12 protein-coding genes are annotated in these 14,864 nt (G+C 35.7%); all 12 read left to right on the top strand.

Annotated elements, in window-relative coordinates:
- Positions 1 to 90: 90 nt before the first annotated feature.
- Positions 91 to 5,811, top strand: coding sequence for an alpha-2-macroglobulin family protein (locus tag BT999_RS10175; protein WP_072697686.1), 5,721 nt, complete (start codon positions 91 to 93; stop codon positions 5,809 to 5,811).
- Positions 5,812 to 5,946: 135 nt separating this feature from the next.
- Positions 5,947 to 6,174, top strand: coding sequence for a MoaD/ThiS family protein (locus BT999_RS10170; RefSeq protein ID WP_072697685.1), 228 nt, complete (start codon positions 5,947 to 5,949; stop codon positions 6,172 to 6,174).
- Positions 6,175 to 6,906: a ThiF family adenylyltransferase gene (locus BT999_RS10165; protein WP_072697684.1), complete on the top strand. Its 732-nt coding sequence runs from the start codon at positions 6,175 to 6,177 to the stop codon at positions 6,904 to 6,906.
- Positions 6,907 to 7,113: 207 nt separating this feature from the next.
- Positions 7,114 to 7,677 (top strand): CDP-diacylglycerol--glycerol-3-phosphate 3-phosphatidyltransferase, encoded by a 564-nt coding sequence (pgsA, locus tag BT999_RS10160; protein ID WP_072697730.1) that lies wholly within the window; start codon positions 7,114 to 7,116, stop codon positions 7,675 to 7,677.
- 9 nt (positions 7,678 to 7,686) lie between these two features.
- Positions 7,687 to 7,977, top strand: coding sequence for a hypothetical protein (locus tag BT999_RS10155; protein ID WP_072697683.1), 291 nt, complete (start codon positions 7,687 to 7,689; stop codon positions 7,975 to 7,977).
- Positions 7,978 to 7,981: 4 nt separating this feature from the next.
- A complete protein-coding gene (locus BT999_RS10150) occupies positions 7,982 to 8,320 on the top strand; it encodes an FtsB family cell division protein (RefSeq protein WP_072697682.1) in 339 nt (112 codons plus the stop codon).
- Entirely contained in the window at positions 8,304 to 9,473 is a 1,170-nt protein-coding gene (locus BT999_RS10145; RefSeq protein ID WP_072697681.1) for a tetratricopeptide repeat protein, read from the top strand. The genes BT999_RS10150 and BT999_RS10145 overlap by 17 nt, the downstream gene beginning before the upstream one ends.
- A gap of 46 nt (positions 9,474 to 9,519) precedes the next feature.
- Positions 9,520 to 10,518 (top strand): PDC sensor domain-containing protein, encoded by a 999-nt coding sequence (locus BT999_RS10140; protein WP_072697680.1) that lies wholly within the window; start codon positions 9,520 to 9,522, stop codon positions 10,516 to 10,518.
- A gap of 459 nt (positions 10,519 to 10,977) precedes the next feature.
- A complete protein-coding gene (locus BT999_RS10135) occupies positions 10,978 to 11,469 on the top strand; it encodes a GNAT family N-acetyltransferase (protein WP_072697679.1) in 492 nt (163 codons plus the stop codon).
- Between the two features lie 513 nt (positions 11,470 to 11,982).
- Complete coding sequence (locus BT999_RS10130) at positions 11,983 to 13,134, top strand: tyrosine-type recombinase/integrase (RefSeq protein WP_072697678.1); 1,152 nt, start codon at positions 11,983 to 11,985, stop codon at positions 13,132 to 13,134.
- Between the two features lie 8 nt (positions 13,135 to 13,142).
- The gene (locus BT999_RS10125) at positions 13,143 to 14,222 is read left to right on the top strand and encodes a hypothetical protein (protein WP_072697677.1); all 1,080 of its coding nucleotides are present in this window, start codon (positions 13,143 to 13,145) and stop codon (positions 14,220 to 14,222) included.
- Between the two features lie 136 nt (positions 14,223 to 14,358).
- On the top strand, positions 14,359 to 14,748 hold the full coding sequence (locus tag BT999_RS10120) for a hypothetical protein (RefSeq protein ID WP_072697676.1): 390 nt from the start codon (positions 14,359 to 14,361) through the stop codon (positions 14,746 to 14,748).
- Positions 14,749 to 14,864: the final 116 nt, after the last annotated feature.

Raw genomic sequence — 14,864 nt, 5'->3', positions numbered from 1 at the left:
TTGATAAATTTTACGATTTGTTATACTTGTGAATAATGCCCAAAATTTTTTGTCTTTGGGCATTATTTTTATTTTTAGGTGGTAATTTCTATGTCTGTGTCAGGCTTGAAAAACAGGGTGTGTGGCTCTTACTCTAGCGTAAGTATTTATTTTTTATTAATTTTAACTATATTGTTCCAATCGTCTTTTGCTTTTGCGGCGAAAGAAGAAAAGGAAAACGTCGCCGGTTATGTTTTTCAAAAAAATGTATCGTCGGCAAGAAACCCAAATGCGTTGACCTTGTCGATTTATGAAATGGAAAATAAAGCTTTGGCTTTTTCGTTTAATAAACCGGTTATAGAATTAACAGACCCCAACGCAGCATTCCCCTTTACCACCACAAAACCACCTTTTACTATCAGTCCTGAGATCAACGCTCAATATACTTGGCTTAATAGAAGCACGCTTTCGGTTTCTTCAAGCGATTTTCAAGAGGGTAAAAAATATCGTATTACTTTACCTCATGAATTAACAAACTTAGATGGAAAAGACTTTAGATTTTATGGAACCGCTATGGCTTATAGCAATGATGTAACTATAGGAAACTATTATTCAAAGCCTATCGGGCGTACAAGTTTAGGTGATCAATATGAATTTTATTATCGCCCGTTTTATTTGTCATCAGCAACACAAGTACAACTTAGTCATGATGGTTATTTCATTTTTCGCTTGGAATTTTCTGCACCAATAGAGAGTTCGACGTTAGAACAACACGCTAAAGTTGAAGTAATTCCTTTGGAAGAACTTAGCAAAGTTAAAGAAGACAGCCTTCAGAAAAATTTAGATAAAAAAAATAAAGAACTATATAAAAAGACCACAGTACCTTTAAAGGTAGTCAGAACGGTTAAAAACACTGTTTTTGTCAAGTTTAAATTGCCGGATTTTCAAAGTTTTCAACGCAATCAAATTAGATTTGCCTTTAGCCCCGATTTTTATTCTCAAGATAAAAAAATCTTTTTTGACAAGCAACCTCTCGGTATATTGAAAATCAGCAATATGATGGAGAGTATAGATGTATATGAATCAAAACAGTATGAGGCTCCTTGGGGCAGGTTCCTTGAGGTTTATATTCGCGACGCTGTACGTATGCAGGATATTGAGAAGTTTATTGATATAAAACCTAAACTGCCTTTTACCACCGAATCTACAAACAGTGGCTTTAAACTTTTTGCGGACTTTGAAAAAGGAATACCCTATACTATTACGCTTAAGCCGGGTTTGGCTTCGAGTCGAGGGCTTTTAACAGAGCCGTTTCAAAAGGTGGCTGTTTTTTCAGACTCACGCAAAGGCCTTGCTTTTAGCGGAAAAGGTACTCACTTATCTTTAGACCTTCCGGCTTTGATAAAAGTATCTAGCGTGGGTGTAGATAAAATTGATTTAACCGCTTCGCGTCTTTTTGAAAATAATATTCCGGTAATGGTAAATCTGGGCTATAATAAAGGATATGAGCTATACCGTTTTGATCAGCTTGCCCAAGTTACGTCTAAGGGCAGTGCAAAACTTGACCGCTCAAAATTGGAACAAGTACAAAATAACTTAATAGACTTTAAAAAACTGGTTAATGCCAAATCAGGCGTATACCTGCTTAATGCAACAGGTGTAAGAGATGACGATAATTATTATGGAGAATCTTCCGACAAACGCTTTGTTGTTTTAAGTGATTTGGGTTTAGCCGCCAAACAAAATGGTGATTCTTTAATTGTTTGGGTTAATTCTTTGGCAAAAGCTCAAGCGGTTGAAGGGGTTGAGATTAAAGTTTATACGAGCGAAAACCAGCTTATTTCCTCAGGAACAACCGATAAAAGCGGTTTATTAAAGGTTGACCTTAAAGGACAGTCCCCCTCTCTTTTTACAGCCCAAAAGGGAGAAGAATTAAGTTACTTAGCGTTAAATGAAGACTTGCTCGGAACAATGAAGGCCGACTTTGGCGGAAAAACCTTTATTAGTTCCGGTTACAGTGCTTTAACTTTCCTTCCAAGAGGCATATATAAGCCCGGTGAAACTATTGATTTTAAAGTAGTTCTGCGTGATGCCAAGTTTTTGCCGCCTGCAAAAGAGTTCCCTGTTTTATGGCAAATCAAAAACCCTGCTGATGAACTGTTAAATTCAGGAAGTGCTATGATTAACAGCGAGGGAACTTTTTCGGTTAAGCAAGAGATTCCTTTTAGCGGACGTGTTGGAACATATTCAATAAGAGTATTTTTACCCGGTGAAGAAAAAAGTCTTTTAAGTTTTGAGTCTTTTATTGTCGAAGATTTTATTCCACCACGTTTAAATATTGCCCTTAATTATGCTAAAGACAAATATGTTGTTGAAAACAATATTGAACTTGATGCAAAGGTTAAATATGTCTTTGGAGCTGTCGGTAAAAACTTACAATATGAAGCCGGTATAGCTTTATCTGAAAAACCTTATTCACATAAAGATTGGCGTGATTATTCGTTTTCAAGCGTACACGTTGATTTTAATGATATTATTGAAAAAAACTTTGCTTCGGGTGAATTAGACGAACAAGGTAAAACACAAATAAAATATACTTATAACAATACAGCACCCCTGCCACAATCTTTAGAGTTTAGTACAACTTTTAGGGCGATGGAAGACGGTGGGCGTTGGCTTGCCAATCGTGAAACCGTAGCGGTTTTCCCGAAACCTGTCTTACTGGGTATTAATTTAAGCAATAATGATATATACACGGGGCAAGATTTAGGACTGAACTTTGTTGCGATTAAACCTGATGCTTCCGTTGCCGAGACTGAACTTTTAAAATTTGAAGTGTTTAAAATTCAGCGATATTCGTTTTTGATGGAAAATGAAGATTATACTCGTACCGGTTCTGCTTATGAGTATCAGAGTCTTTCAAAGGCTGATATTAAATTAACCGGCGGAAAGGGTAAAACTTCGTTTACGCCTAAGAGTTCCGGTGATTATGTTGTTAAGGTTAGCGACCCTAAAACAGGGGCGGCGGGGTCTTTGCGTTTTTATGTTTACGGTTATGGTCGGGCTGAGACTCAAAGCTCGGCTACTATTGAAAGAGTTAAGTTGAGTTTTGATAAAGCAAGTTATAAAATTGGTGATACGGCGAAACTTACGATTAACTCACCGTTTAGCGGGCGTTTAATTTTGACTGTTGGTAACTCAAAAGAGTTTTATTCTTCTGATATGAATATGAAAGAGAATGAAATCACTGTTGATATACCAATTACCCAAGAGTTTTCGCCACAAGCGTTTTGTACGGCTTGGGTAAGTCGCCCTATAGAAGAAGGTAAAGAATGGTCGGCTCATAGAGTCTTTGGTGTAGAAAGAATCAATATTGACCATAGTGATAAAAAATTGAATATTGCCTTTGAAGTGCCTGAGCGTATTGAACCGGCACAGTCTATCAGCGTTAAACTTAAAATAACAGATTCTGAGGGTAAACCCGTTGAAGGCGAATTTAGCCTTGCTTTGGTTGATGAAGCGGTTTTAAAACTTACTAATCACCCATTAACAGACTTGTTTGCATATTTTTACGGCAATTATGCTCTGGCTTCATATTTATATGATATGTATGATTGGCTTATGCCGTTAGAGGCAGCCGTTCACCCGCTCTTAAAAGTTGGTGGAGATATGGCGGCAGCAGCCGGCGATAGCGATATGCCTCTTTATAAACGTAAGCAACAAGTGCTTTCAATCTTTATGCCTTTATTGAAAACCGATAAAAACGGCGAAGCTTCTGTTCCTATCAATATTCCCGAATATAGCGGAAAAGCTCGTCTTAGCATTATTGCCTTAGCGGGTAGTAAGTTTGGTTCTCGTGCCGAAGGAATAGAAATAAGACGTAACGTAACCGTTGAACCTACCGTGCCTTTGGTTTTGGCACCTGGCGATGAGTTTGTTATTCCCGTTAAGGCTTTTGTTGGAAAACAAGAAAAAGAAAAAGATATTAAGGTTGAAATTAACGTAATTGTCGAGGGACCGATTAAACTTGTTTCGGAAAATATCCACAAGCTTAAATTACAACCCGGCGAAAGCGAAACCTTATTTATTAAAGCCAAGGCTGTTCCTCAAGATGAAAAAGCCGAAGCCGTTGGCATCGCCAAGGTTCATGTTTTAACAAAAATTAACGAAAAAACAGATTTTAAATCAAGTATTGAAACAGTGGTGCGTCCGCCTTATCCTTTTATTACAAAAGTAGATATGGGAATTTTTTCAAAAGATAGCACATTGGATTTTCAATCTGTTAAGTTTTTAAAAGGAACAGAAAACAGGGCGTTAAGCGTTGCTCCGACTCCTGCGGTTAATCTTTTAAAATTGGTAAGATTTTTAGATGATTATCCTTACGGTTGTTTGGAACAAACTGTTTCAAGGTCTTGGAGCTTCTTGTTCTTGCCTGATATGTTGGCTACGCTAAACCCTGATATTGACCTTAAAGAGCAAGGGAAAACAGGGCTTAAAAAAGCGTTGTTTGATTTATTGGCAATGCGTTTAAGTTCCGGTTCTTTTAGTTATTGGCCGGGTTATTATAATTATGTGAATGACTGGGGCAGTGTATATGCCGCCCACTTCCTTACTGAAGTGAGCCAGTCTTCGACGATGCCGATTCCCGGAGATATGCTTCAAAACTCTTTAGCCTGGTTGCGTGAATATTTAAGTATGTCTCCTAATGCGGAAAGCAGCTCTTATGCCTTAAGCACAAAGGCTTATGCCTGTTATGTTTTAGCGTTAAACGGAGATTATCAACTTGGTTGGATGCAATATTTAAGTGATAATCAAGATAATATGTATGAATCAGGCCGTATCTTTTTAGCGGGTGCATACAGTGCATATAAAGGAAACGCTACTCCTTTAAGAGAGTTAAACCTTAAAAAGGTACAAAAGGTAAATGCAAACAGCTATCAACGCACTTTGGAAGGTTCGCTTAGAAACAGAGCCTTACAGCTTTTGATGTGGAGTCAGTTTGAACCTAATTCAAAAGAAGCTTCGGCTTTGGCTGTTGATATTGTTAAAGAAATTCAAAATGCCTCTTATTTTACGACTCAAGAAGCCGGAGTAAGTTTAATGGCTTTAGCTAAATATTTAAAATATACTAAAGCCGGTGAGCCTTATACCGTAACAATCACAGATTTGAATGATCAGCTTGTTTTAAAAGCTACCGAAAAAGCAATAGCAACGGTCGGAAACGCTTTGTTAAGCCAATCTGATAGCTTAAATGTTGCTTTTGAGGGTAAAGGTAGCGCCTATTACAGCCTAAACCGTAGCGGAGTACCTCTCGAAGCACCGACTCCGATGGCGAAAGGTATGGCTTTACAACGTTATTTTGTTTTAGCTGATGGAACAGAAATTAATATTGAAGACGCCATTGCAAAAAAACAAGTTATAAAATTAGCTCAGGGCTCTCGTGTTTTAGTAAGAATTTCATTGACCAACACCAATGAAGATTTATTGAAAGATGTTGTTATCGCTGATTTATTGGCAGGTGGTTTTGAACTTGAGGGAACAGCCTTATTAAGCGACGCCCCGTCAAATACTGCGAATAATTCCGAAGAAAGTGATGAAGAAGATTATGATCCTTCCTCTCGTTCTTCTTTCAATGCACCGCCGGTTCGTTTTGAAAAGCGTGAAGACCGAGTTGTTATCGTAGACCCTGTGGTTTCTGATTCTGCGACCTATACTTATGCGATGCGTGCCGTACACAAAGGAACCTTTGTCTTGCCTCCGTCGTCTGCGTCTTGTATGTATTCACCGGAGTATCAGGCAATACTTTCATCAGGTTCAGTGATTATTGAATAGAGACTATTTTGCAATAGTCTTGAATAAAATAAAAATGTATTGAGTTTTACTCTTGTAAACTTGCTTAATATCGATTAAAAAGAACAGCATGATATAATATTTTATCATGCTGTTCTTTTTAGAATGAGGTGTTTTATGAAAGTTATATTAAAATTTGAAGCAAACTTAAAAAAATATTTGCCTGAAAATTCTGAAAATTATGAAATTAAAGACGGAAGTACCGTTGCTGATTTGATGCGTGAATTTAACTTGGAAGAAAGTCAGGTGATGTTGGCTTTTGTGGGCGAAGAAACCGCAAATTTGACCACCCCTTTAAAAAATAAACAAAGCGTAACGTTATGTCCGTTTATTTGCGGTGGTTAGATGAATAGCTCTAATCTTTTAACTGAACGCTATTTAAGAAATCAAACAACTTTAAGTCTTATAGACCAAGAAAAACTTTTTAATTCAAAGGTTTTGATTGTTGGCTTGGGTGGTTTGGGTGGCTATGTTTTAGAACATCTTGCTCGTGTTGGTGTAGGAGGGATAAGGGCTTGCGATCCTGATGTTTTTGAAGCAAGTAACTTAAACCGTCAACTTTTATCAACGGAAGACGGAGCAATTAAACATTTTAATAAAACACAACTGGCAAAAGAAAGAGCTCAAGCCGTAAACAGCAGTATTAAAACAGAGTTTTTTTCTTGTGAGTTTAGTCCTGAAATGCTTTCGGGGGTTGATCTTGTGCTTGATTGTTTGGGCGGAGCAAAAGATAGGGCGTTTTTGCATAATAGTGCTTATGAGTGTGGCGTTCCTCTTATCTCTGCTGCTGTTGCCGGTTGGAGCTTTTTAGTTTCTACCATTTTGTCTGTAAAAAATGAAACAGGCGAAAAAATAGAGAAGCAAACTAAGCTTGGTGAGCTTATGACGCGTATTTATATTAACAACGAACAAAGTTTGGAAGAGAGTATCGGCACTATCGTTAGTTCGGTAAATCTGGCGGCTTGTATCCAAAGCTCTGAGGCAATACGTTTTTTAACCGGAGATGAACCTTGTCTTGCCAACAAAATTTTGTTGGGCGATTTATCTGTTATGAGTTTTAAAACTTTTAATTTATAGTTTTATCGATTACCGATTTGTATCGGTTTTGAGCTTGTTTTTTTACAATTTTGAAGAAATATAGTTTTTTAAGATGAACTTTGCTATTTTTTTGCTTTTTGGGCATTGCAAAAAACTGTCTGTAAGGTTAGAGTGGCTTGTAACAAAACATATTTTTATCACAACCTTTTTCTTAATCTTTTTCCGCTGAAGCATATGCATAAAAAAATATTTAATACAGCTAATCAAATTACAATGTTTCGCATGTTTGTCGTTCCGATCATTGTACTCTTTATGTATATTCCGGGTGTTTTTTCTGATTGGATTGCATTGTTTTTATTTACGATTGCGTCTCTTAGTGATTTAATCGATGGTCATATTGCCAGAAAAGAAAATATTGTTACCAGTTTTGGTAAATTTTTAGATCCGTTGGCAGATAAAATTTTAGTTACGTCCGTTTTGATTGTTTTGGTTGATTTGGGGCGTGTTCCGGCTTGGGTTGTTATTTTAATTTTATGCCGTGAACTTATGGTTACCGGTTTGCGAGCTGTTGCCGCCAGTGATGGAATAGTTGTTGCCGCCGATCGTTTTGGAAAATTAAAAACAATTCTTCAACTTATTGCCCTTGGTTTTTTAATAGTATATCGTGAAGTATGGGGCTTTAATATCGCTCTTATTGGTATGACTATTCTTTATTTGGCTTTAATTGTTACTATTTTTTCCGGTGTTAATTATTTTATCGGGTTTTATCGTCGTTGGAATTCGGAATATTCATCAGGGTTAAATAAATAGGTTTTTCTTATGTCTGCAAATATTTTATTACAACGTCGCTTAAAAAATTGTATCGAAACAATTTTAGAGCTTGAACCGGTCTTAGAACAATTCTCGATGGGAAAAGACTTTTTGACGGAATTTAATAGGCTAAAATCATTTATGACGCGTTTAGATAATATTTTTAGTCAGAGTCTGGAAAAAATTCGTGAAGACGATGTTATGAGAATAGAGCTTGCAACAGCTACTTTTTTACAAGAACTTAACCTGCCTGAGTCTAATGCTTGCGAGCGTTTGGGACAGCAGATTTATTTGCAATAATATTATGGTATTAAGACAAATTTTTTTAGCTATTTCTTTAATGATAAACCTTGTTTTGGTTTACAAGTTGGTTTGGAGCGACGACGGCATTATCGCCTATCAGGCAATGAAGCAAAAATATCTGGTATTACAACAAAAAGTTAAGGATTTAGACGAAAAAAATTTATTGTTGAGTCAAGAAATACGCTTTTTACAAACAGATGGCAAATATTTAGAAATGACTATTCGCAAGCGTTTAAATTTTGTAAAAGAAAACGAGCTGTTATATATTTTTTCAGATAATAGCACAGCTGCTGATAAAGCTCTAAACCCGGGAGCGGAACCGAATGAATCAAAAAATTGAATGGTATAGAGAAGTTCTTGAGATTGAGCCAAACTCCAAAGTGTTTTTCCCTTTAGCCCGTATTTTGGCGAGTGATCAACAAATTGATGAAGCTATTAATACTTTGCTGAGTGGTTTAAGTCGCCACCCATATTTTATTGAAGCACGCCTTTTATTGGTTGAGTTGTTGTTTGCTCAAAATCGACATGATTCTTTATGGAAAGAAGTCGATAAAGTTAGCGAATTGCTTGGTGGTTATCCGCTTTTTTGGAAAGCCTGGGCAGAACGGCTTAGCCTAAGCGAAAACTCAAAAGACGCCGCCTTGGCTGTTACTTTTGTTGCGGCTTTTTTACAAAAAATGCCTATTTCATGGTCAGATGTGATAGAAAACGGGCTTATGGCTTGTTTTTCCAAAAACGGACTGACTGCTCCCATTCGTGAAAACCTTCAAAGCACTCAAGAAAAAGTTGGCTTAGAAAAGATTGAAGTCGAGACTCCCAAGAAAACCAAGCCTCATAATCCGCCGGTAATTAGCGGTGTGCATGTAAGAATTGAGCCTGTAATAAAAAAAGAGCAAGTTTCCACTGTGGAAACACCGCCTGAACCTCGTAATTTTTCTTTAGACGATATTGAAGCAGAACTTGCAAACGAAGCACCGGAAGAGTCAGATGTTGAAAATCTACCGACTTTTGATGCAAGCAAGATAGAAAACGCTGAACCAACGGAAACTCCAGATTTTCAATCTGATGACGACGCTGAGTTTGAAACAAACGAGCTTGACCTTGATGATTCTTGTGATGCTTGTGCTGACGACGTTGAAATTGAGAGTTCAGAGTCGTCTTTAGAGCCGGGTTTAGCCGAAGACGATGAGTTAGAAGAAGTTTATTCTTTGCGAACTCGTTCTATGGCAAGTATTCTTGCGGAACAAGGAGACTTTTTAGGTGCAAGAGAAATTTATCTTGAACTTATGAGCGTTGCCGGTAACGAAGCAGAATTAGTGGAACTTAAAGGGCTTGTTGAAGAGATGCAAAAAGCTCATGAGGCTCAACTGCAAGGCTTGTCGGCCAAGGGTCTGCAAAACGTCAACCCAGAACAACAAGTTACAATGAATGAACATGTGTTTGATAAGTTGAAAAAATTAGTTGATCGCCTCGAAGTTAGAGCGAAAAATTAGCTTAATTGATGAATATAAAGAATATACGCTTTTAAGGAGTCCGAGAGTGTCTTGTAAAAAAAATATAGTTAGTTTTTTTCTGTTATTGTTAATGTTTGTAACTGGTTGTACTTCTAATCAAACATTAAAAGATTCTTGGAAGGGAACAAAAGGTTTATATCGTGAATATTTGAATAAATCAGCCAACATTGATTTGGAAGATAAAACAGAGCTTGATGATGTTGATGCTACTCTGGCTTTGGCGGCTGAAAAAATTGACTTTGAATTAAGAGAACTTGAGCGTTGGCTAGAAAATGCACCGCCTGAATATGATCAAGCTTGGGCGAGAAAACTAAAAACTCGTTTTGTTTGGTTATCCGGGTTGATGTGGACAGATGCGGAAGGTAACGTTCTTGCCAAAGATGCCGTTGGATTTTTAAAAGAAGTTGATTTAAGCAAGTTTCTTGAACCTGACCCTAAACAGAGCCTCGGTGATTTGCGTGCTTATTTAGAACCGGGACCTTTGGGATTTGAATTTTATATTGTAAACCCAATTTATAACGGCGACCAACTTTTAGGTTTAGTCGTTGCGTTTTTTGACCCAAGAAACTTAGTTGGAGTTAGCCCTGAACCTGATAAATTAGTTATGGCTGACGATCAACATATTTTCTGGCCTGGCGTTTATAAAGCTGAGAGTTTACCTTTAAACGGCGAAGATTGGGCAAAAAGCTTTATGCGTAATGCGAGCGGAACGGCGAAAAATAGCACGGGTTCTTTTAAATGGTACAGCAGATTTTTGGCAAACCACAAAATTGCTTATGCGGTACGTGAATCAGGCACTTTCCCCGAAGATCCGGAACAAATGGCGGGTGTAGACAGAAGCCTTGGCAGTAATTACGGCGTTGGCGATAACCCCTTGCCAAACTTGAATAATACCTTACAAGGTGTAACTCCTGCTGATCAATATAATGATGTGGGGAATGTCGGAGCGCCAAACGTAAGCCCTGATGCCCCTGCTCCAAACACACAAAATAATAAAGTAAAACAAGAACCTATTGCAGAATAAATTAAACTTGTTAATATTAAAAAGCCACAGCAACAGACTCGTTGTTGTGGCTTTTTGTTTTGTCTTTATTGTTAAGATAGAAATGTGGAAGACTATTTCAGCCATATTTGAGAATCATAGTCAATGTATTTGGCATTTATATTATCTAGAGCAAAACAACTTAGCAACTATTACAAAATATTCTTACAAAATATTCTTAAAATCGCTTTTGTAAGCTATTTCATGGCAAATAAACATGAAATAGCTGAACATAAGGTGGATTTTGTTTAATCTGTGGCTAGTTAACTTTTCATGATATTATAAATCCCTTAAAGGATATTAGTTTTTTTTGTAAAATGCTTTTAAGCTAGACTCTCTGATAGCATAATGGCATAACAAACGTTTGCTTATTTGTTTTATGCCAGATTTTAAGCAAGTATTAGGGAATTTATATATAACATAATAAATGAAGGTGATGTGATGAGTATCGCAATAAATAAAGAAAGGGTTTTTATTCTTAAAGTAGATAATAATGAAATACCTACTATTGAAGTATGGTTAAAGAAAGAGCATATAAAAAAATGGTATGGTGACCCACAAGAATGGCTAGAGGAAATTAAAGATATTAGTGGAGAATATGGCTGGTTAAATCACTACATTATACAATATGAAAATATACCTATTGGCTTTTGTCAATATTATGATTGTAGTAAAACTCCTAAGGGGTTTGAATGGGATAATGAACCGCCTGGCACTTTTGCAATAGACTATTTTATTGGTGAAGTACAATTTTTAAATAAAGGATTGGGTAGTGTCATAATTCAAAAATTAAATGATTTAATTATATCTAAAGAAAATCCAAAACAAATCATTGCTGACCCAGTCAAAGAAAATTTGATTTCAATAAAATTACTTGAGAAAAACGGCTTTACCTTAGACGAGTTAACAGGTCTTTATAAGATTACAGTATAGGCATTGAGTGGTGTTAGTATTTGAACAAAGATACATCTTTTTTACTCTAGAACTCACTTATCAATGTTAGAATTATTGTAATAACACCTTTTATAAAAGAGAATGAGTTTATACCTAATTTAACTACAAACCTTGCACAGCACCAGACAAATCAGTCAATATAACGCAAACACCATCAAGGCTTTTTATCTTGTAGTTAGAAATAGATTAGAAAAATGGTTTTTATAAGTCCAGATATCCCATCAGGGGTTGGGAATAAAAAATAGCTTACCAGATATAATCTGGTAAGCTATTGATTAAATTTTGGTGTGCTCGCCGCGAATCGAACGCGGGGCCTACAGCTTAGGAGTCCATGGGTATTGATTTTTACTGTTTTTCATGTATAGCTATTTATCTATAAATACCAATGCTATTTGTAAAATATACTTGCATTGATTATCATCAATTTTTATATTATTTTATCAAAAAGGTTGGAAATAGGGTTGGAAATTTTTTATAGCAAAAGGTAGCAATATGGCAGTTCAAAAGAGAGAAAAAACAAATTATCCAGGTGTATTTTTTCGCATGGGAAAGCGAAAGGGTAAGTCAGGCGAAGAACGTATCTACTATATTGTTTTTAAGCAGGACAACAAGACAATTGAAGAAAAAGTCGGTCGCCAATACTCTGATCATATGACTCCTGCCAAGGCATCTGGTATACGCTCAGAACGCATTGAAGGTAAACGTACCTCACGAAAAGAAAAGCGTGAACAAGAAAAAGTAATACAAAATGCAGAACTGAATAAGTATACTATTGATAGATTGTGGAATTTATACCATGAGCATGCTCTAGATAGGAAAAGTATCAAAACAGATGAGTATAATTTTGATTTACACTTAAAAAATGATTTTGGCAAATTACAGCCATCTGAAATTATAACTTTACAAGTTGATAAATTAAAACATAATTTGTTAAAATCTGGAAAAGCTTCTCAAACTGTAAAACATATAATGGGTCTATTACGAAGAATAATTAGGTTTGGTGTAAAAAAAGGGTTATGTGGTGCAATAGATCCATCAAAGTTATATTTTGAAATGCCAAAAGTTGATAATCAACGCACTGAGAGCTTAAATTCCATACAACTAAAAAACTATCTTGGAGCATTAGATAAAGAAGTAGATCAAAACTCAGCCGCTTTTTTAAGACTAGCCTTATTTACTGGCATGCGTAAAGGTGCACTTATGGCACTAAAGTGGGAAGATATAGATTTTGAAGCTGATTTCATTGTTTTACGAGGTGATGCGGCTAAGAAAGGTAAAACTGAACGCATTCCCATGTCAAAGTTAACAAAAGAAATTTTTAATAGCATTGAAAGAACACCAAGTTTATATGTATTCCCTGGAAAAAATGGTGAACAAAGAAAAGACTTTAAACGCATTGCACAAAGAGTCAGAGATAACGCAGGTTTACCAAAAGACTTTAGACCTCTTCACGGCTTACGCCATGCCTATGCATCTTTTTTGGCTTCAAGTGGGCAGGTTGACTTATATACATTGCAAAAGTTATTAACACATAGTAGCCCGCTAATGACACAGAGGTACGCACACTTGGCAGATGAAGCTTTGCAAAGAGCAGCTGGAGTAATTGATTTAACTTTTGGCAATACCAATAAAATAAACAAATAGGCAAAGTAATGAATGTGAAAAAAACAGATAATGAGCGTTCAGATGCTATAAATAGGAATCTCAAAGAACAAGAAAAAATCATTATTTTTTTTACTATTGAATATGGTTTAAGACATGTTTATATGAAACATGGAGACCAAATATTCAACAATATGAATATTATTAAGATGAATATCTTATCAAAAAAAGCATCAGTAGCTATAAATGAGCTATTAAAAAACAAACCAGAAGCTTTAGATGAGTTAAAAAAAGAGTTAGTAAAACACATAAACTATTTAATTTGTTTTTATGCCAAAGAACAAGGTAAAACTATACATACTGAAATTTTTGAAAAAAAAGAATTACTTAGTTTTTATAAAGAAATAATTGCAGATCGTGAAAGTTATGAGGCAGTGAAATATTTGTATGAGATCTCTTATACATATGGACTTTACATTTCTGGCATTTACTACTTAGGTAACGTCGATTACCGGATTTCAACTTTTGGGCCAAAGAAACTTGATTCCTATAATACGGAAAGATTTCCTCAGAAAACTTTGATACCAACGGAATTCATAGAAAAAGTAGTAGAATTGAATGAAAACTATGATTATGAAATTAAAATTTCTGGCAAACCAGTAAGCATCGATTTTGCACTATTATTTGATTTTAGCAAAGAAAATTTTAATATTCAAGACATTATCAATTTCTGTGTCCGTGACATAACTTTAAGTGCGATGTATAAAAAAATGGTTAATGGTTTTGAAATATCCCATGACGAATGGAAGCTTATGAACAAATACAACCCATCCTTTAATGGTGAAAAGAAGATAAGGTCTTCTTTTCATGCACGTATTGTTGGATTTACTATGTGGGATTTGTTAAATTTACCAGAAAAAAAAATTACTAGACGCGAAGCATTTGATCGTATGATAGAGCAAAGCTTCATTCTGGGTTACAGCAAACTATGCAAAGATGAATTAAAAAATAAAAAAAATGCAAGCTGCACAAACTGCATCAACGTAGAAGACTGCTTTACTGTATGTTGTAAAAAACTTGATAATGCAATAGATTGTATTAAAGAAAATAAGATATTACCATTAAAGTAAAGTCTATTTATTAGTATTTTGTATATAACTTTTTGGGCAATGTTGTATTTGTTATTAAATTGTTTTTTCCAAAAACTATTTGACCGATGATTACAATTTTTTGATTGTCAAGCTCTTCAGCATGACAGGGGAGAATATGCTTTTTTATTTCGTAATTTTTATCGTTATTGGGTTTGTTCTTGGAGCTATGCAAAAAAATGTTAAAATAGCTTCTGTTATAATTATCGCTATTTCATTGTGTTGGGCAGTAGTTTTTGGCCCTTGGGCATTGGCTGCGTTCGTAGAATTGATGATAGGGTATGCCCTTGCGAAATATCTTGCAAAAGAGAAGGAACATATTGAAGTTACTCAGAATGTAGAGCTGGTTGACAAAATAGGCGATGTCCTCATTCGTGATGAAGTCACCCGTGAACGCCAAAAATCGAATGGCTTTAATGCTATTTTAGATAAGGTTGGTTCACTCAGTGTAGATGATCTCAGGCGTGAACTCCAAATTGAAAAGATAAGTATGCAACAGAAGACGTAGAAAACAGATGCTTTCAATGGGGTAGTTATTTAGCTAAACTCAACACTAAAGATGCATCACTATATAGTACAAGAAGTGTGAGTAATTCAATAATACCCAACGAATTATACCAGCAA

It is taken from the genome of Desulfovibrio litoralis DSM 11393 (assembly GCF_900143255.1).
Classification (GTDB): Bacteria; Desulfobacterota; Desulfovibrionia; order Desulfovibrionales; family Desulfovibrionaceae; genus Frigididesulfovibrio_A; species Frigididesulfovibrio_A litoralis.
The sequence above is the reverse complement of the archived record's forward strand: the minus strand, read 5'-3'. Positions and strand labels throughout refer to the sequence as shown.

Bases quoted from the DNA above. Each gene is read 5' to 3' on its own strand.
- BT999_RS10130 (WP_072697678.1), top strand. From the start codon at position 11,983: ATGGCAGTTCAAAAGAGAGAAAAAACAAATTATCCAGGTGTATTTTTT.
- BT999_RS10175 (WP_072697686.1), top strand. From the start codon at position 91: ATGTCTGTGTCAGGCTTGAAAAACAGGGTGTGTGGCTCTTACTCTAGC.
- BT999_RS10135 (WP_072697679.1), top strand. From the start codon at position 10,978: ATGAGTATCGCAATAAATAAAGAAAGGGTTTTTATTCTTAAAGTAGAT.
- BT999_RS10145 (WP_072697681.1), top strand. From the start codon at position 8,304: ATGAATCAAAAAATTGAATGGTATAGAGAAGTTCTTGAGATTGAGCCA.
- BT999_RS10170 (WP_072697685.1), top strand. From the start codon at position 5,947: ATGAAAGTTATATTAAAATTTGAAGCAAACTTAAAAAAATATTTGCCT.
- BT999_RS10120 (WP_072697676.1), top strand. From the start codon at position 14,359: ATGCTTTTTTATTTCGTAATTTTTATCGTTATTGGGTTTGTTCTTGGA.
- BT999_RS10125 (WP_072697677.1), top strand. From the start codon at position 13,143: ATGAATGTGAAAAAAACAGATAATGAGCGTTCAGATGCTATAAATAGG.
- BT999_RS10155 (WP_072697683.1), top strand. From the start codon at position 7,687: ATGTCTGCAAATATTTTATTACAACGTCGCTTAAAAAATTGTATCGAA.
- BT999_RS10150 (WP_072697682.1), top strand. From the start codon at position 7,982: ATGGTATTAAGACAAATTTTTTTAGCTATTTCTTTAATGATAAACCTT.
- BT999_RS10165 (WP_072697684.1), top strand. From the start codon at position 6,175: ATGAATAGCTCTAATCTTTTAACTGAACGCTATTTAAGAAATCAAACA.